At 53.8% G+C, this 18,496-nt stretch carries 14 protein-coding genes; 10 read left to right on the top strand and 4 right to left on the bottom strand.

Annotation, left to right across the window (positions count from 1 at the left end):
* Positions 1-262 precede the first annotated feature (262 nt).
* The 4 genes from BLP78_RS16305 to BLP78_RS13725 are packed head-to-tail and all read right to left on the bottom strand — an operon-like array spanning position 263 to position 3,849.
* A complete protein-coding gene (locus BLP78_RS16305) occupies positions 263-736 on the bottom strand; it encodes an MliC family protein (RefSeq protein ID WP_090460098.1) in 474 nt (157 codons plus the stop codon).
* Positions 737-796: 60 nt separating this feature from the next.
* On the bottom strand, positions 797-1,954 hold the full coding sequence (prpC, locus tag BLP78_RS13735) for a bifunctional 2-methylcitrate synthase/citrate synthase (protein WP_090460097.1): 1,158 nt from the start codon (positions 1,952-1,954) through the stop codon (positions 797-799).
* The gene (gene prpB / locus BLP78_RS13730) at positions 1,947-2,840 is read right to left on the bottom strand and encodes a methylisocitrate lyase (protein WP_090460095.1); all 894 of its coding nucleotides are present in this window, start codon (positions 2,838-2,840) and stop codon (positions 1,947-1,949) included. Before prpB ends, prpC begins: the two co-directional genes overlap by 8 nt.
* Before the next feature lie 13 nt (positions 2,841-2,853).
* Complete coding sequence (locus BLP78_RS13725; protein ID WP_090460092.1) at positions 2,854-3,849, bottom strand: malate dehydrogenase; 996 nt, start codon at positions 3,847-3,849, stop codon at positions 2,854-2,856.
* 417 nt (positions 3,850-4,266) lie between these two features.
* Between BLP78_RS13725 and sdhC the strand changes: the two genes are divergently transcribed.
* The 10 genes from sdhC to odhB all read left to right on the top strand — a co-directional run bounded on the left by sdhC (position 4,267) and on the right by odhB (position 18,481).
* Positions 4,267-4,644, top strand: a complete 378-nt coding sequence (gene sdhC, locus BLP78_RS13720; RefSeq protein WP_090460090.1) for a succinate dehydrogenase, cytochrome b556 subunit — start codon at positions 4,267-4,269, stop codon at positions 4,642-4,644.
* Positions 4,638-4,994 carry a succinate dehydrogenase, hydrophobic membrane anchor protein gene (sdhD, locus tag BLP78_RS13715; protein ID WP_090460088.1) on the top strand — a complete coding sequence of 119 codons (357 nt, stop codon included), beginning with the start codon at positions 4,638-4,640 and terminating at the stop codon, positions 4,992-4,994. Before sdhC ends, sdhD begins: the two co-directional genes overlap by 7 nt.
* The gene (sdhA, locus tag BLP78_RS13710; protein ID WP_090460086.1) at positions 4,991-6,754 is read left to right on the top strand and encodes a succinate dehydrogenase flavoprotein subunit; all 1,764 of its coding nucleotides are present in this window, start codon (positions 4,991-4,993) and stop codon (positions 6,752-6,754) included. Before sdhD ends, sdhA begins: the two co-directional genes overlap by 4 nt.
* A 613-nt stretch (positions 6,755-7,367) precedes the next feature.
* Complete coding sequence (zwf, locus tag BLP78_RS13705; protein ID WP_025040752.1) at positions 7,368-8,882, top strand: glucose-6-phosphate dehydrogenase; 1,515 nt, start codon at positions 7,368-7,370, stop codon at positions 8,880-8,882.
* A gap of 92 nt (positions 8,883-8,974) precedes the next feature.
* Positions 8,975-11,458 carry a glycogen/starch/alpha-glucan phosphorylase gene (locus tag BLP78_RS13700; RefSeq protein ID WP_090460083.1) on the top strand — a complete coding sequence of 828 codons (2,484 nt, stop codon included), beginning with the start codon at positions 8,975-8,977 and terminating at the stop codon, positions 11,456-11,458.
* Positions 11,459-11,616: 158 nt separating this feature from the next.
* Entirely contained in the window at positions 11,617-12,312 is a 696-nt protein-coding gene (locus BLP78_RS13695) for a succinate dehydrogenase iron-sulfur subunit (RefSeq protein ID WP_090460081.1), read from the top strand.
* The gene (locus BLP78_RS13690; protein WP_025040754.1) at positions 12,309-12,542 is read left to right on the top strand and encodes an FAD assembly factor SdhE; all 234 of its coding nucleotides are present in this window, start codon (positions 12,309-12,311) and stop codon (positions 12,540-12,542) included. The genes BLP78_RS13695 and BLP78_RS13690 overlap by 4 nt, the downstream gene beginning before the upstream one ends.
* Before the next feature lie 424 nt (positions 12,543-12,966).
* Entirely contained in the window at positions 12,967-14,265 is a 1,299-nt protein-coding gene (gltA, locus tag BLP78_RS13685) for a citrate synthase (protein ID WP_090460079.1), read from the top strand.
* 31 nt (positions 14,266-14,296) lie between these two features.
* Positions 14,297-17,164: a 2-oxoglutarate dehydrogenase E1 component gene (locus BLP78_RS13680; protein ID WP_090460077.1), complete on the top strand. Its 2,868-nt coding sequence runs from the start codon at positions 14,297-14,299 to the stop codon at positions 17,162-17,164.
* 15 nt (positions 17,165-17,179) lie between these two features.
* Positions 17,180-18,481: a 2-oxoglutarate dehydrogenase complex dihydrolipoyllysine-residue succinyltransferase gene (gene odhB, locus BLP78_RS13675; protein WP_090460075.1), complete on the top strand. Its 1,302-nt coding sequence runs from the start codon at positions 17,180-17,182 to the stop codon at positions 18,479-18,481.
* Positions 18,482-18,496: the final 15 nt, after the last annotated feature.

Genomic DNA, 18,496 nt, shown 5'->3' with positions numbered 1-18,496 from the left:
GTCAGCTGCTTGAGTATCCCGTTCTCACCAAGCAGGTCTTCCGGTTTCTGGTAATCAGCCAGCAATCGATCGATCAGGTCGGGCTCTACTATTTTACGTTTGGTCATCGTTCTTCCTTATGGATGACAGTCTCCTGTCTAATGACCGATTACACAAAATTATTTACACCCCCACTTTTTCATTGTCGGGCAGAGCCCGACCTACCACTTTGAATTAACAACCAACTTCTCCCCATCGAACGATCTATCCGATAACCCCTTCATTAATCTTGGGATCTTGTACTCGTCACTTGAACACACATCTCGATTATTTCTCCGCTAGTGCCGTCATCTTCTTGACGGAACAGCGTCCCTTGTGACCCTGGCCCCACGCCCTTCGTCCACCATTCCAGCCCACCACCGACGTAGCGTGCACCGCTGCCCGATATCGCCACAATCATTTCGCGAGCTCTACCCTCGTACCGCACAATGGCTGTGGTGTTGGAGTGATAAGATGCATCCACCGTACGACCACTCTTGCAGTGATATGCAATTGGCGAATCAGTACCGATTTTTCCAGCAAAAGGTGCACTCGAATGGGAGAAGTAAGTACAGCCGACCAAGGCACTAATAACGAAGAGAAAAGTAATGCGAATCAGCAGTAATGAAAGCGCAAGGATTGAAGTTGCACGCGACAGCTTGAGAACTGATATGTTGTCTATTACTACACCTGTTCGGTCTGGATACCTCTTTTGCATGCGTCTTGTACAGAGAGGTTCCTTGTTTCTTGCTTATAATTAGGGTTCCAATCAATCCGGCTACGTTCGCGCCGAAATCGGCATAAACTCCCGCTCCTCCGGCCCGATATAATTCGCGGAAGGCCGGATAATCTTGTTGTCCACCCGTTGCTCGATGATGTGCGCAGCCCATCCGCTGGTGCGCGCGATCGCAAACAGCGGTGTAAACATCGCTGTCGGTACCCCCATCATGTGATAACCCACAGCGGAGAACCAGTCGAGATTGGGAAACATTTTCTTTATATCCCACATTACTGTTTCCAATCTCTCCGCAATACTGAACATTTCCGTATTGCCAGCTTCCACTGAAAGATTCCTCGCAACCTCCCGGATGATCCTGTTACGCGGATCGCCGCTCGTATATACCGGGTGGCCGAATCCGATGATGATTTCCTTATCGGCCACGCGGCGGCGGATGTCCGCCTCGGCCTCATCCGGGCTGCCATAGCGCGTCTGGATATCGAATGCAACCTCATTGGCGCCGCCGTGCTTGGGGCCGCGTAACGCCCCAATAGCGCCGGTGATTGCCGAGTAGAAATCGGACCCGGTGCCGGCAATCACGCGAGCGGCAAAAGTGGAAGCATTGAACTCATGCTCCGCGTACAGCACCAGTGAAGTATGCATTGCCTTCACCCACGACTGGGGTGGTGGTTTGCCGTGCAGCAGGTGCAGGAAATGTCCGCCTATGGAATCCTCATCAACCGCCAGCTCTATACGACGATTATTGTGCGAATAGTGGTACCAGTAAAGCAGAATAGAGCCGAGGCAGGCCAGAAGCCGGTCCGCCAGATCACGCGCGCCATCGATGGTATGTTTCTCCGCCTCCGGCACTATCGTGCCCAATGCGGATACACCGGTGCGCATCACATCCATCGGATGAGCGGTTGCCGGAATCGCTTCCAGGATGGTTTTAACGTCGACAGGCAGATCGCGCAGGCTTTTGAGTTTCTCCTTATACGCAGCCAGTTCGTCCAGGGTGGGTAGCTTCTCATGCACCAACAGATAGGCAATCTCTTCGAATTCACAGCTATCGGCCATGTCGAGAATGTCATAACCGCGATAATGCAGGTCGTTGCCCGTTCTGCCGACGCTACAGATGGCGGTATTTCCCGCTATCACACCTGACAACACCACGGATTTCTTGATTCTGGCAGGAGCGCTTTCGGTAGTCTTACTCATTTTCAGGCTTTCTGGATTCGGAAAACATGCTATTCAATTTCTCCTCGTAGGCATGGTAATCAAGAAAGTCATATAGCTCGGCGCGAGTCTGCATGGCTTCGATCGTCTTCTTCTGGGTGCCTTCGTTGCGTATTGCCCGGTACACGTTCAGGGCAGCAGCGCTCATGGCGCGAAATGCGGATAATGGATAAAGCACCAGGGAAACGTCGGCCTTGGCCAATTCCTCGACTGTATAAAGGGGCGTCGCGCCAAACTCGGTTATGTTGGCCAGGACCGGCACGCGCACGATCGCGGCGAATTGGCGGTAGGTGTCCAGTTCAGTCACGGCTTCCGGAAAGATCATATCCGCGCCCGCTTCCACGCAAGCGCACGCCCTCTCCATGGCGGATTGCAGTCCTTCAACCGCCAGTGCATCGGTGCGCGCCATAATGACAAACTCAGGATCGGTCCTGGCATCCACCGCAGCCTTGATGCGATCAACCATTTGCGCCTCGCTGACAATCATCTTGCCCGGAAGATGACCGCAACGCTTCGCCTCAACCTGATCTTCGATGTGCATCGCCGCTGCGCCGGCTTTGATCATTGATTTCACCGTGCGGGCGACATTGAGAGCACCGCCGAAACCGGTATCCGCATCCACCAGTAGCGGCAGATCGGTGATGTCCGTGATGCGGCGCACATCGGTCAGTACATCGTCCAGCGTCGAAATAGCAAGATCGGGCACGCCCAGCGACGCCGCTGCCACACCGCCGCCGGAAAGATAGAGTGCTTTGAACCCGGTTCGGGCCGCGAGGCGCGCTGCGTACGCATTGATGCAACCCGCCACCTGCAAAGGCTTCTCTTCGGCAAGCGCGGCGCGAAAACGAGAACCAGCGGAGATGATCATAGGCGTTGAAAAATCAAGCTGCGGACTTCCCAAACAAATGCTTCACGGAATCTCGCTCATCCACCAGTTCCCGATAGGCAGCCTGCATTTTTTCCTTACTGAATTCGCTGATCTCAAGATCAGGAACGATATGGTAGGCCCCCTTCTCGCATACCACGGGGAAACCATACATGACACCATCAGGAATCCCGTAGCTGCCATCGGAAGAGATGCCCATGGATACCCAGTCATTTTCTTGCGTGCCATAAACCCAATCACGGATATGAGCGATGGCAGCATTAGCGGCGCTTGCTGCGCTCGACATACCACGCGCCTCGATGACCTCCGTACCGCGATGCTGCACGGTAGGGATGAAATAATCTTCTACCCAGGCAGGGTCATCGATGAGGGAGGCGGCCTTATTTCCACCAACCTCGACATGATTCAAGTCGGGATACTGGGTGGCGGAATGATTGCCCCAGACGATCATTTTTTTTACGCTGCCTACCGATTGGCCCAGTTTGATGGCAATCTGCGACAAGGCGCGATTATGATCCAGCCTCATCATTGACGAAAAATTGGCCGGCTTCAGGTCGGGTGCATTTTTCATGGCGATGTAGGCATTGGTGTTGCAGGGATTGCCCACGATCAGGACCTTCACGTCGCGGTGGGCAACTTCATTCAGCGCCCTGCCCTGACCGATAAATATCGTGCCGTTTGCCTCCAACAAATCTTTACGCTCCATACCCTTGCTGCGCGGGCGCGCACCCACGAGCATTGCGATATCGGCGTCGCGGAAAGCGGATTTGGGATCATCGGCGATGGTTACGTCCGCCAGCAGCGGAAATGCGCAATCATCGAGCTCCATTATGACGCCCTTGAGCGAAGGCAATGACGGCGGTATGTCCAGTAACTGCAGAATGACAGGCTGGTCCTGGCCAAGCATATCTCCCGCAGCGATGCGAAACAGTAGACTGTAACCGATCTGGCCGGCTGCACCCGTGATCGCTATGCGAATAGGACGATCCATTCCTGCACTCCTGTAGGTGAGTTGCCGGGACAAGAAATTTCCTGGAATTTACCACGCATCCGACGCGCTTGTCTAACACGCATCCGGCACGCTTATCCAACGTAGCGAAGTCCGAAACTCACCCATCAATGGATGAGTAATGCACCTTCCTTCGTATTCGCATTTTATGCTCAAGCATCCCGCTCGATGCGAAGGATTTAAAAAAAAGATTTTTTAGTACATCGAGTAATTCGGATAAAAAATATTCCGCGCTGCTGCCAATTCAAAATCGTTCAAGATGCATTCGGGCTGAATCCGAATGTAATGCCTTAGTTTTTTTAGGGATTATTTATGAGGGAACTCATGTTGTGCCGCTCGGTATAACGGTCTACACTAATCCGTAAAGGCAGGATCCGACCTACCGGAGAGCGAAAAAAATTGCAGAGAAAACGTCCCAAGTATCTTAATCTGCTGGAAATCAGGCAGCCGCTCCCTGCCGTGATCTCGATCCTGCATCGCTTGAGCGGAGCGTTGCTGTTCTTTCCGGGCATTCCGCTTCTCCTTTGCGGCCTTGACCTGATATTAAACTCACCGCAAGGCTACGCTCAATTTCAATCTTTTCTGGAGAACCCACTTTTCAAGATCGCGTTAACACTCTTCTTGTGGTTTTTCCTGCATCATCTTTTTGCCGGCATTCGTTTTCTGGCGCTGGATCTGCATTATGGCGGCAAACTGGAACAGGCACGCTTCACCAGTAAGCTGGTGCTGACCGTGGGGATCATTCTCACGCTACTGATCGCGGCGTGGATATGGTAAAGCGCGTCGTAACCGGCGCTCATTACGGTCTGCGTGACTGGCTGGCTCAGCGCATCACCGCAGTAGTCATGGTTGTCTTTACGCTTTTACTTGCAGCAATATTAATGATTTCGCCGCCGCATGATGAAGCATCCTGGAAAGCAATATTCAGTAATCGATGGATGCGAATCGCCTCCTTCCTGTTTCTTGTCAGCCTCTTCTGGCATGCCTGGATCGGAATGCGCAATATTCTGATGGATTATGTTCATGCTACCGGCATTCGCCTGACGTTACAGATACTGGTCATCCTGTTCCTGATATTTTATACGATCTGGTCTGCGGAAATTTTGTGGGCTTTGGAGATGGCATGACAATAAGTAAGCGAAAATTCGATGCGGTAATCGTGGGCGCCGGCGGCGCCGGCATGCGCGCGGCATTACAATTATCCGAGGCGGGACTCAAGGTGGCCGTGTTATCCAAGGTCTTCCCCACCCGTTCCCATACGGTTTCTGCGCAGGGTGGCATTGCCGCGGCGCTCGGAAATGTCACGGAGGATAACTGGCACTGGCATATGTACGATACCGTGAAAGGCTCGGATTATCTCGGCGACCAGGACGCTATCGAATTCATGTGTCGCCAGGCCAGCGAAGTGGTGTATGAACTGGAGCATTTCGGCATGCCGTTCGACCGCCTGGAGAGCGGGAAAATTTACCAGCGTCCATTTGGCGGTCAATCACAGAATTTCGGCGGCGCCCAGGCAACGCGCTCGTGCGCCGTGGCGGATCGCACCGGCCATGCCATGCTGCATACGTTATATCAGCGCAATGTGCAGGCCAACACCCAGTTTTTTATTGAATGGATGGGGCTGGATCTGATCCGTGATGAAGAAGGGGATGTATGCGGCGTGACGGCCTTGGACATCGAAACCGGCGACGTCATGCTCCTGCAGGCTAGGGCGACGCTGTTTGCGACCGGAGGCGGCGCCCGCATATTCAGTGCCAGCACTAATGCATTGATCAATACGGGCGATGGTCTCGGCATGGCGGTACGCGCAGGCCTCCCTCTGGAGGATATGGAATTCTGGCAGTTTCACCCCACTGGCGTGTATGGAGTTGGCATACTTATCAGCGAAGCGGTGCGCGGCGAAGGCGGCTATTTGCTCAATAAAAACGGCGAGCGTTTCATGGAACGCTACGCGCCCCATGCCAAAGACCTGGCCAGCAGGGATGTGGTGTCGCGTGCGCTGACGATGGAAATAAAGGAAGGGCGCGGCTGCGGCGGGGATGCCGACCATCTGCTGCTAAAACTTGATCATCTCGGTGCGGATGTGATTAAAGCGCGATTGCCCGGTATTCGTGAAATCGCCATGAAATTTGCCCATACAGACCCGATCCATGACCCGATTCCAGTGGTGCCTACCGCGCATTATATGATGGGGGGAATCCCCACCAATTTGCATGGGCAAGTGGTTGCGCCGTATAAAACCGGACCTGAGGAGGTCGTGCAGGGATTTTATGCCGTGGGGGAGTGCGCTTGCGTATCCGTACACGGCGCCAATCGCCTCGGCACCAATTCGCTCCTCGACATCATCGTTTTCGGCCGCGCTGCCGGCAACCAGATTATTGAGGATTTGAACAGGCATCCGCATCATAAACAACTGCCTGCCGATGCCGCAGATAAAGCGCTCGCGCGTCTTGACCGCCTGAACAATCAGAAGGATGGCGAAAACGTAGCGCAAGTAAGCGACGATTTACGCAAGACCATGCAGATGCATTGCGGCGTATTCCGTTTCCCGGACACGCTCAGGCAGGGGGTGGAAAAGATCGAGGAAGTGGCCGAGCGCGCCAGACACACCGAGATCAGGGACAAAAGCAGAGTATTCAATACCGCCCGGGTGGAAGCACTGGAACTCGACAATTTAGTGGAAGTGGCTGTAGCCAGCATGATTTCGGCGGAGGCGCGCACGGAAAGCCGCGGCGCCCATGCGCGCGATGATTTTCCCAGCCGGGATGACGATAAGTGGCTCAAGCATACGTTGTATTTCAGCGAAGGGCGCCGGCTGGATTACAAGCCGGTCCGGTTGAAACCGTTGACCGTGGATTCTTTCCCACCGAAGGCGAGAACCTACTGACGAAAACATTCAATCATGGATTTTATTACGCATCAGCTTGTTTTAAACCTAAATCCGGTAGTTGGACGGGGAGAAGTGTACGGTTTTTGAGGTGCAGGGCAAGGCGCAACGACGCGGAATGCGACCGCGCAGGGCGGAGTAGTGCCTTCCGCAGGAAGGTGCGACCCCGAAGCGGGATGCGTGCGCCCCCTTGCGTGTGGAGCGCGATCGCGGCATCCCCTGCGCTGCCCGATCCCCGCTGCGCGGAGTCCCTCGGGCGACGCTTCGGGGCGCCGTTCCATTCCAAGGAGTTGCAACGCAGCCATGTGCCCCAAAAACTGTGCAATTCTCCCCGTAGCGACCTCACCCGGAACGTGAATGCCAAATGATATGAAATATTGTTATTAATCATAATACTGATCTATAAAGGAGCGATCAACTACCGGATTTAGGTTAAACGCACCACAAATGGCAATGACGAATATCAAGCGCGTCCCATGTCAAATGAAAATCCAGCATAAATGGGACATTTAAGAATGGCCAGATAAGACAAAAATGGTCATGGCTGTCGCCAGTCATGTTTCGGAATTTGTACCGCTTTCGGCGCCGGCAATAAAACAAGAGGGAATACAGAATGAAAACTATTGAACCTTGTGTCTTGGTGATCTTCGGAGCGAGCGGGAACCTGTCGCGGCTCAAATTGATTCCTGCGCTGTTTCGACTGGACGTAGCCGGGCGCTTGCCGGACAAAATGGCAATACTCGGTTGCAGCCTTGAACCGTGGAGCAATGATCAGTGGATCGCAGAGGTAGCGAAGATGCTTCAGTCGAAATTTGCTGACGGTATCGATGAGCAGGCCTTCGAACGTTTTCGTGCCCGGCTGCATTATCATCCCAACTCCCCCACCAACGGCGATGCTTATCTCAGATTAAAGAAAGTATTGGAAGAAACACCGGGGTTCCCACCCAACACCGTGTTTTACATGGCTGTTCGACCTTCAGCGTTTCCGGCGATTATCGACAAGCTCGGCGTGATAGGGTTGCTGAATCAGCAGAGAGGCTGGTGCCGCGTGGTAATTGAAAAGCCTTTCGGCTATGACTTGCTGAGTGCACAGACTTTGCAGGGAAGCCTGTACCGGCATTTGAATGAGCCGCAAATCTACCGCATCGACCACTACCTGGGCAAGGGTACGGTGCAAAACGTAATAGTATTTCGCTTCGCCAACATATTGCTGGAGCCGATATGGAACAATCATTATATCGACCATGTGCAAATTACACATTCGGAAACCCTGGGCATTGCTGGGCGCGCTGATTATTACGAGGGGGCCGGGGCGCTTCGCGACATGATCCAGAGCCACCTGATGCAGTTGCTTGCTCTCGTGGCGATGGAACCGCCGGTAACATTGGCCGCGGAACATCTGCGGGACGAAAAAGTGAAAGTGCTGCAGGCAATACGGCCAATCACGCAGAATTCGGTACATGCGCATGCCTTTCGCGGGCAATATACCAGCGGCACTATTGATGGCATACCTGTTCCCGCCTATGTGGATGAACCTGGTGTGGCGCCGGACAGCGCCACGGAAACTTATGCGGCGCTGAAACTGTTCATCGACAATTGGCGTTGGGCTGGCGTGCCGTTTTATCTGCGCACCGGCAAACGCATGGCGGAAAACAGTTCTGCAATTTGTATCCGCTTCAAGAGGCCGCCCCAGGATTTGCTGCGCCGCATGCACCAGGAGCATCATGAGTCATCGCGCCCGAACTGGATCATGCTGGGCATTCAGCCCAATGACTCCTTGAAAATGGAAATTCAGGTCAAGGTGCCGGGATTTGATCTGACGACTCGCACCATCAGCCTGGATGCCACCTACCGCAAGCAAAGCGACCAGGAGCATGACGCCTACGAGGGCTTGCTGCTGGATGTGATGCAGGGTGACCATTCATTATTTCTTCGTATTGATGAGGTGGAATGGGCTTGGCGCGCAGTCGATCCCATCATCAAGGTATGGGCGATGGAGCGCGATTTTATCAACGGTTATAACGCCGGCAGTTGGGGACCACGAGGTACCTATCGCTTGTTTGATAGTGATGATCAGTTCTGGCGCCATTCACTGGACCCTGAAGGCGCTGATTTACAAGCTTATTGATGCGTACCTGTTTGATGCCGTACCTGTTTTTGTGAGAGCAGTATCGTCTAGTGGACATCTTTGTATTTATCGTAAACCTAACAGGATAAATCATGAATAATCCCTTAAAGCTTTCCATCTTTGAACATGAAAAAGTCGGTCTCGACACGGATTCAGTCAAACACTCTCTTTCCAACGGCTTGACCTATTCAGTAGGTAAAGACACGATCACCGCCACCAATCGCGACAGATTCTTTGCTGCGGCCTACATGGTGCGCAACCGCCTGATCGACCGCTGGATGGAGACCATGCGCAGCTATTACATCAATGATGCCAAGCGGGTTTATTACTTTTCCCTGGAGTTTCTGATGGGGCGCACCCTGATGAATAGCGTACATAATCTCGGTTTTGATCAGCAATTCCGTGAGGCATGCAGTGAACTGGGGATCGACCTGGACGACGTACGTGAAATAGAGCCGGATGCCGCCTTGGGAAATGGCGGCCTGGGACGTCTCGCTGCCTGCTTCCTCGATTCCATGGCGACGCTCAGCCTTCCAGGTTATGGCTATGGCATTCGCTACGAATACGGCATGTTTGCGCAGCGTATCGAGGACGGCAGGCAGGTGGAACATCCGGATAACTGGTTACGCTATGGCAACCCCTGGGAGTTCCCCCGCCCGGAGGTGTTGCATCAAGTCAAATTTCACGGCCATGTGGTTCAATATGAAGATGAGGATGACATATCGCGCTACCACTGGATCGATACCGATGACGTAATGGCAATGGCATTTGATACCCCTATCCCCGGTTATGGCACCCATACCGTCAACAACATGCGTTTATGGTCTGCGAAGGCGACGCGCGATTTCGAATTACGCTACTTCAACGAGGGCAATTATGTCAAAGCGGTGGAGGATAAGAACGATTCCGAAAATTTGTCCAAAGTACTCTACCCGGACGATACCACGGCAATGGGACGCGAGCTGCGCCTGAAACAGCAATACTTCTTCGTATGCGCTTCGCTGCATGACATCCTTTATCGCTATAACAAGTACCAGACCAATTTCGATGCCCTTCCGGATAAAGTCGCGATCCAGTTGAATGACACGCATCCCGCCATTGCGATCCCGGAGCTGATGCGCATATTAGTGGATTTGCACCGTCTCGACTGGGACAAAGCGTGGGATATCACGATCCGCACTTTCGCCTATACCAACCATACGCTGATGCCCGAGGCGCTCGAAACCTGGGCAGTCGCCCTGTTCGAAAATGTCTTGCCGCGCCATATGCAAATCATCTACGAAATCAATCGCCGCTTCCTGAAAGATGTAATGCACCGATATCCCGGCGATACCGCGATACTGCGCCGCATGTCCATCATTGACGAGGAAGGAGGCAGGCGGGTCCGCATGGCACATCTCGCCATTGTCGGCAGCCATAAGGTGAACGGGGTAGCACAAATTCATACCGAACTGATGAAGCAGACCATATTTGCGGATTTCGACAGGTTTTTTCCCGGTAAGATCATCAATATTACCAACGGTATCACGCCGCGCCGCTGGCTGAACCAGGCCAATCGGCGGCTGGCCGAACTCATCACTTCGCGCATCGGCGTTGGCTGGGTCAAGAACTTGAGTCAGTTGAAACATCTGATTCCACTTGCCGACGACGCTTCTTTTCGCAAGGAGTTCGCTGACGTGAAGCGCGCGGACAAGGAGCGGTTCGTCACCATGCTGAAGCATAAGCACAACATTGATATCAGTGCTGATTCGCTGTTCGACGTCCAGATCAAACGGATCCATGAATACAAACGACAACTTCTCAATGTATTGCATATAGTGACGCTTTATAACCGCCTTCGCGAGGATCAAAATGCCCAGTACGTTCCACGTACCATCATTTTCGGCGGCAAGGCGGCACCCGGTTACGCCACTGCCAAGCTCATCATCAAGCTTATCAACGATATCGCCGATGTCGTCAATAATGATCCAAAGGTGGCGGGGCGTCTGAAAGTGGTATTCATACCCAATTACGATGTATCGACCGCGGAAGAAATGATTCCGGCGGCAGACCTCTCCGAACAGATTTCAACAGCGGGTACAGAGGCTTCCGGTACCGGAAACATGAAGCTGGCATTGAACGGCGCACTCACGATCGGCACCCTGGATGGCGCAAATATCGAAATCCGCAACGAAGTCGGGGAGGATAATATATTCATATTCGGCCTCACGGCGGCAGGGGTCGCCGAGGCGAAAGCAAAGGGTTATCAGCCTTGGGATTTTTACCACGCTAACGCCGAATTGCGGACGGTGCTGGATATGATCGCTTCGGGCTTTTTTTCGGTGGGTGAGCCGGGCCGTTTCAAACCGATTGTAGATTCTCTCTTGCAGGGCGGCGACAAGTACATGCTGTTGGCAGATTATGCCGCTTACATCGCTTGTCAGGAAAAGGTCGCGATCGCATACCAGAACCAGGACGAGTGGATACGAAAGGCAATTCTGAATATTGCCAACATGGGTAAATTTTCCAGTGACCATACCATCATGCAATATGCCAATAAGATATGGGATGCAAAACCGGTCATTCCTGTCGAGTAAAGACCGATCGGCCGGCCTCAGCTGTCTTTCGGGGGCTGGTCGGGTTGTTTTTCGGCTTTTTTATCGCGGATGATGAGGAAGCGTCGATGTGTTATCTCCTGCGAATCGCAGGCGTAGCGCCCGATGCTCTCTCACATCCGCTGAAAGGTTAACAGACTATGAAATTCTCTATTTTTCGCTTCGATCCCGATAAGGACGAAAAACCTTACATGCAGGATTATGATGTCGTGTTGGAACCGGCCGACAGGATGCTGCTGGATGCGCTCATCCGGATAAAAACCTTAGACGACAGCTTGAGTCTGCGCCGTTCCTGCCGGGAGGGAGTATGCGGATCGGACGGAATGAATATCAACGGGCGCAATGGATTGGCGTGCATTACCCCTGTGGCCGGATTGAAAGAGCCCGTGGAACTGCGGCCATTGCCAGGGCTCCCCGTGATACGCGACCTGATCGTGGATATGACGCAATTTTTCCAGCAGTATCATTCGATCAAGCCTTACCTCATCAACAACGACCCCCCGCCGGAAACCGAGCGGTTGCAATCGCCTGAAGACCGGGCAAAGCTGGATGGGCTATACGAATGCATTCTTTGCGCATGCTGCTCCACTGCGTGTCCTTCATTCTGGTGGAATCCTGATAAATTCGTGGGCCCCGCCGGGCTATTGCAAGCATACCGCTTTCTTGCCGACAGCCGCGACCAGGCGACAGCCGAGCGCCTGGATTATCTGGAGGACCCCTACCGCCTGTTCCGCTGCCATTCCATCATGAACTGCGTGGACGTATGCCCCAAGGAATTGAATCCCACCAGCGCCATCGGGCGGATCAAAGACATGATGGTTAAGAGAACAGTATGAGGAAACTGGAGCGTGCTCGATGGCGTTGTCGTCGTGGCCTGCTGGAACTGGATATCGTGCTGCAACGGTTTATGGATGCGTATTACGCTAAACTGGATGAAGCCGAACTCCGGCAATTTGAAATATTGCTGGATCTTCCCGATAATGACTTGTGGGATATGATCGCGCTAAAAAAAGAAGCGGAGGATATGAGACTGAAGCCCGTACTGCATCTCTTGCAGACTATTTAACCTAAATCCGGTAGTTGACTGCTCATTTAATAGATCAGTGTTATGATTAATAACATACTTGACGCTCACCTTCCGGATGAAGTCGCCACGGGGAGAATTACACAATTTTTGCGGCACATGGCTGCGTTGCAACTTCTTGGAATGGAACGGTGTCCCGAAGCGTCGCCCGAGAGAACCCGCGCAGCGGGGATCGGGCAGCGCAGGGAATGCCACGATCGCGTTCCACACGCAAGGGGCGCAGCATCCCGCTTCGAGGTCGCACCTTCCTGCAGAAGGCACTGCTCCACTCTGCATGGTCGCATTCCGCGTCGTTGCATCTTGCCCTGCGCCCAAAAACCGTACACTTCACCCCGTCCAACTACCGGATTCAGGTTTAATTGCATCGTGGTTTTTTTTGCCGGAAAGAAAATAACAGGGGAACGACATGGAACAAAAACATATAGCGACTCTCAATCTGGATAACGGCAATCCGGCCGAGTTTCCCATCATGGCCGGCAGCATGGGGCCGGATGTGGTGGATATTCGTACTCTGCATGCCAAGAGCGGCGTATTCACTTACGACCCCGGCTTCCTGTCCACCGCCAGTTGCAGTTCCAAAATAACTTACATTGATGGCGATGAGGGCATTCTGCTTTATCGGGGCTACCCGATCGAGCAGTTGGCCAAGCGATGTGATTTCATGGAAGTGTGCCATTTGCTGATGAATGGGGAACTGCCGACCAGAAAACAGAAGTCCGCGTTCGACAAGACCATCAAGGATCATACGATGGTGCATGAACAACTCGCGCGCTTTTTTACCGGTTTTCGCCGCGATGCCCATCCCATGGCGGTGATGGTCGGAGTAGTCGGTGCATTGTCGGCGTTTTATCATGATGCGATGGACATTTCCGATGCCAGCCACCGTGAACTGTCGGCCTTTCGGCTGGTAGCAAAGCTGCCTACCATCACTGCGATGACATATAAATATAATATCGGCCAGCCTTTCATATATCCGCGCAACGATCTTAGCTACGCGGAAAATTTCATGCACATGATGTTCGCCACGCCCGCCGAGGAATATAAACCCAACCCGGTGTTGGCGCGGGCGCTGGACCGTATTTTGATCCTGCATGCCGATCACGAGCAGAACGCTTCCACTTCCACCGTACGGCTCGCCGGATCCAGCGGTGCCAATCCATTTGCCTGCATCTCAGCCGGTATCGCCTGCTTATGGGGACCTGCACATGGTGGAGCAAACGAAGCCTGCCTGAACATGCTGGAGGAAATCGGCGACGACTCGCGCATCGGCGAGTATATCGAACGTGCCAAAGACAAAAACGATCCTTTCAGACTGGTGGGCTTCGGCCACCGTGTATACAAGAATTTTGATCCCCGCGCCAAGCTGATGCGCGAAACCTGCCATGAAGTGCTGAGCGAACTGGGGCTGCATGACGACCGCTTGTTCAAGCTGGCGCTGAAACTGGAGAAAATTGCGCTTGAAGACGATTACTTCATCTCCAAGAAACTCTATCCCAATGTTGACTTTTACTCCGGCATTGTGCAGCGTGCTTTGGGAATCCCGGTCTCCATGTTCACTGCCATTTTTACCATGGCGCGCACGGTAGGCTGGATTGCCCAGTGGAACGAAATGATTTCCGATCCAGACTATAAAATAGGGCGACCACGTCAGCTCTATACCGGGGCCACCACGCGAGATGTAGTCTCGATTGCCTTACGCAAATAGTCTCATTCTGCCAGCCAGGAGATCTCCAGCCATGATGAAGCAACTGTTTGAGGATTCCTTGCTGTTCGGTACCAATGCGTCCTTCATTGAAGGGCTTTATGAAAAGTACCTGCACAATCCGGAATCGATTCCGCCGGAATGGCATGAATACTTCGACAAACTGCGGCAGGCGGAAGGAACGGCCGGACCGGTTGGGCAGGCTTCTCAAAACGTGCCGTACTCATCGGAAATCGAATCGTTCAGCCGAGCGGCGGCAGCGCCTTGGCGGCTCAGCGGGCATAGCCCCGAGGAGGAACTTCTACAGGACGATTCCGACCTGGAAACAGAACGCAAGCAGATTTCGGTATTGCAAATCATCAACGCATACCGCTTTCTGGGCGTGCGCCACGCCGATCTCGACCCGCTCAAGCATCAGGAAAAACCGCATATTCCCGAGCTTGAGCCCGCCTATTACGGGCTGACAGAGGCAGACATGAGTACGGTTTTCGGCACCGGTTCATTGATCGGGCCACCGCGCGCGTCGTTAGCGGAAATTCTGCGCATATTGCGGGAAACTTACTGTGGCAGTATCGGCGTCGAGTATATGTACATCACCGATACCGAGCAAAAACGATGGCTACAGAATCGCATCGAAGGTTCGCGCGCGCAACCCCGGTTCTCCCCCGAATACAAACGCCATATCCTGGAACGCCTCAATGCGGCGGAAGGATTGGAAAAGTATCTGCACACACGCTATGTCGGGCAGAAGCGCTTTTCCGGCGAAGGCGGCGAAAGCCTGATTCCGCTATTGGATAATCTGCTGCAACGCGCGGGCCAGATGGGCGTACAGCAGATTATCATCGGCATGGCCCACCGCGCACGGCTTAATGTCCTGGTCAACACATTGGGGAAGTTGCCGAGCGATCTGTTCCAGGAATTCGAAGGCAAATATGCGCAGGACCTGACTGAAGGCGACGTCAAATATCATCAGGGTTTTTCCTCAGCAGTATCCACTCCCGGCGGTACGATGCGCCTGACGTTGGCATTCAACCCCTCGCATCTGGAAATTGTAGACCCGGTAGTGCAAGGCTCGGTGCGCGCCCGTCAGCAGCGCCTGCGAGACAGGCATGGCGATCTGGCGCTGCCCGTGCTTCTGCATGGCGACGCCGCGTACTCGGCCCAGGGCGTGGTGATGGAAACGCTGAATCTGTCGCAAACGCGCGGCTATGGCACCGGTGGCACGATACACGTCATCATCAATAACCAGATCGGCTTCACAACTTCTGATCCGCGCGATACGCGCTCCACACTTTATTGCACGGACGTGTCGAAAATGATCGAGGCGCCGATTCTCCATGTCAACGGGGACGACCCTGAGGCAGTTGTCATGGTGGCTGAGATCGCGCTCGATTTTCGGATGAAGTTTCATAAGGATGTGGTCGTAGACATGGTTTGTTTCCGCACCCTCGGCCACAACGAGCAGGACGAGCCCATGGTGACTCAGCCGCTGATGTACAAGATCATCGGCCGCCATCCCGGCACACGCAAGCTCTATGCCGATAAACTGGAAGCCGAAGGTATCATCGGCGCCGGCCAGGCGGAGCTGATGGTAAAAGCCTATCGGGATGACATGGATGGAGGCCGCAACCCCAACAAAACCATCCTTTATGGCTACAAATCTTCGAATGCGGTGGACTGGACGCCCTTCCTGAAGAATAACAAGTGGGACATGAAGGTACAGACCGGACTGCCGATAGCGGAATTAAGAAAGCTGGCCGCGCGGTTAACGGATATTCCCTCCAAGTTCAAATTACATGCGCGGGTGGAAAAGGTCATCGCCGACCGCCGCCTGATGGGCGAAGGAAAATTACCGCTGGATTGGGGAATGGCTGAAACCCTTGCTTATGCGGCGCTTCTGAAGGACGGGTATGCTGTACGCATTTCAGGGCAAGATTCGGGACGTGGAACTTTTTTTCACCGCCATGCCGTGCTGCATGACCAGAACCGGGCGCGATGGAACGAGGGAACATACGTTCCCCTTCGCCATATTGCTCCGGAGCAGCCTGGTTTCGTCATCATCGATTCAGTACTCTCGGAAGAAGCCGTGCTGGGCTTCGAGTACGGCTACACAACCGCGGAACCGAATGAACTGGTAGTGTGGGAGGCGCAGTTTGGCGATTTTGCAAACGGTGCGCAGGTTGTGATAGACCAGTTCATCGCCTCTGGCGAAGCCAAATGGGGCCGGTTATGCGGCCTGGTGATGATGCTCCCGCACGGCTACGAAGGGCAAGGGCCCGAGCACTCCTCCGCACGTCTGGAGCGTTTTCTGCAACTCTGCGCCGAATACAATATTCAGGTGTGCGTTCCATCCACCTCCGCACAGATGTTTCACATGCTCCGGCGGCAAATAATCCGGCCGTTGCGCAAGCCGCTTATCATCATGAGCCCCAAAAGCCTGTTGCGGCATAAGGAGTCCTTCTCAAGTCTCGAAGATCTGGCCGATGGCGGTTTCCAGAACGTGATTCCGGAAATGGAAAAGCTCGATCCGCAAAATGTACGACGCGTCATCGCCTGCTGCGGCAAGATATATTACGAACTGCTGGCCTATCGCCGGGAACAGGGAATCAAGGATATCGCAATTGTTCGGGTCGAGCAGCTGTACCCTTTTCCGCATCATGATTTCCAGATTGAGGTTGACCGCTACCCTCACGCTAAAGATATACTCTGGTGTCAGGAGGAACCCGGCAACCAGGGTGCCTGGCACCGCATTCAGCACTACCTGCTGCGGCACAAGCGTCCCGATCAGATTTTAGGCTATGCATTGCGGCCATCGTCAGCGTCTCCGGCGGTGGGGTACCTGGCAAAACACAAATTCCAGCAGAATGAATTGATAGTGGCAGCGTTTCGCGAAAAAATTTAAGCCAAAGGAAGAACCATGCGCGTCGATGTCAAAGTTCCGGTTTTATCCGAATCGGTGGCGGAAGCCACATTGCTTTCCTGGCATAAAAAAGAAGGTGAACATGTTGATAGAGACGAGAATCTGATCGATGTCGAAACAGATAAAATCGTGATGGAATTGCCGGCGCCTGCCGCCGGCGTATTGGCCAAAATCGTCAAGGGCGACGGAGCGGTAGTAGCCGGCGGCGAAATCATTGCCACCATAGACACCGAGGCCACTCCGGCCGAAACCAAGGCGGTTCCCGGTGACACTGCGGCGGCTCCCTCAAGTGCGAAATCCACTCCTGAGGGCACCTCAGCCGTTGCGGCATCGGCGTCTATGGCGACGATGATGCCCGCTGCCCGAAATATGGCGGCGCAGGCAGCCCTCGACGTCGGCGAAATCAGCTCGATTAAAGGTAGCGGACGCGATGGCCGGATTACCAAAGAGGATGTGGCGGCCCATGTGGAAAAGAAACCTTCGCCTTCCGGCGCGCCTTCTCCCTCGCCGTCACCGACAACTCCTGAGCCTTCGGCAACTCCGACACCTTTGGCAACTACCACACCTTCCGCGACAGCCGCGCCTGCGCCTATGGGTAACAGACCTGAACAGCGGGTGGCGATGTCCCGACTGCGGGCGCGTATCGCCGAGCGACTCGTGCAGTCGCAGTCCACCGCGGCGATACTCACCACGTTCAACGAAGTGAACATGCAAGCGATAATGGATTTGCGCGCACGCTATAAGGTGAGTTTTGAAAAAGAGCACGGCATCAAGCTCGGCCTCATGTCATTTTTTGTCAAGGCGGCGGTGGCGGCGTTGAAAAAATTTCCTGTCGTCAATGCATCCGTGGATGGAAATGACATCGTCTACCACGGCTATTACGACATCGGCATCGCGGTGAGCAGTCCGCGCGGGCTCGTGGTCCCTATCATTCGAAATGCGGACGCTTTATCACAGGCGGAGATTGAAAGGCAGATTGCAGACTTCGGCAAGCGCGCCCTCGACAGCAAATTGACGATGGAAGAGCTGACGGGCGGCACCTTCTCGATCACCAATGGCGGCATATTCGGCTCGATGCTCTCTACTCCCATTATCAATCCGCCGCAAAGTGCGATTCTTGGCATTCACGCGACTAAAGAGCGCCCTGTGGCCGAGAATGGGCAAGTAGTGATTCGTCCGATGTGCTATCTCGCGTTATCCTATGATCACCGCATTGTCGATGGGCGCGAAGCGGTGCTTTCCCTGGTGGCAATGAAAGAGGCCCTGGAATATCCCATGAGCCCGTTGCTGGAAGGCTGAGGGCATCGAACGTAA

It is taken from the genome of Nitrosospira sp. Nsp1 (assembly GCF_900100985.1).
Lineage (GTDB): Bacteria > Pseudomonadota > Gammaproteobacteria > Burkholderiales > Nitrosomonadaceae > Nitrosospira.
Note: the sequence above shows the minus strand (reverse complement) of the source record. Positions and strands in the feature narration are given on the sequence as shown.

Bases quoted from the DNA above. Each gene is read 5' to 3' on its own strand.
- sdhD (WP_090460088.1), top strand. From the start codon at position 4,638: ATGGTAAAGCGCGTCGTAACCGGCGCTCATTACGGTCTGCGTGACTGG.
- gltA (WP_090460079.1), top strand. From the start codon at position 12,967: ATGGAACAAAAACATATAGCGACTCTCAATCTGGATAACGGCAATCCG.
- prpC (WP_090460097.1), bottom strand. From the start codon at position 1,954: ATGAGTAAGACTACCGAAAGCGCTCCTGCCAGAATCAAGAAATCCGTG.
- BLP78_RS13690 (WP_025040754.1), top strand. From the start codon at position 12,309: ATGAGGAAACTGGAGCGTGCTCGATGGCGTTGTCGTCGTGGCCTGCTG.
- odhB (WP_090460075.1), top strand. From the start codon at position 17,180: ATGCGCGTCGATGTCAAAGTTCCGGTTTTATCCGAATCGGTGGCGGAA.
- BLP78_RS13695 (WP_090460081.1), top strand. From the start codon at position 11,617: ATGAAATTCTCTATTTTTCGCTTCGATCCCGATAAGGACGAAAAACCT.
- BLP78_RS13680 (WP_090460077.1), top strand. From the start codon at position 14,297: ATGATGAAGCAACTGTTTGAGGATTCCTTGCTGTTCGGTACCAATGCG.
- BLP78_RS13700 (WP_090460083.1), top strand. From the start codon at position 8,975: ATGAATAATCCCTTAAAGCTTTCCATCTTTGAACATGAAAAAGTCGGT.
- sdhA (WP_090460086.1), top strand. From the start codon at position 4,991: ATGACAATAAGTAAGCGAAAATTCGATGCGGTAATCGTGGGCGCCGGC.
- zwf (WP_025040752.1), top strand. From the start codon at position 7,368: ATGAAAACTATTGAACCTTGTGTCTTGGTGATCTTCGGAGCGAGCGGG.
- BLP78_RS16305 (WP_090460098.1), bottom strand. From the start codon at position 736: ATGCAAAAGAGGTATCCAGACCGAACAGGTGTAGTAATAGACAACATA.
- BLP78_RS13725 (WP_090460092.1), bottom strand. From the start codon at position 3,849: ATGGATCGTCCTATTCGCATAGCGATCACGGGTGCAGCCGGCCAGATC.
- prpB (WP_090460095.1), bottom strand. From the start codon at position 2,840: ATGATCATCTCCGCTGGTTCTCGTTTTCGCGCCGCGCTTGCCGAAGAG.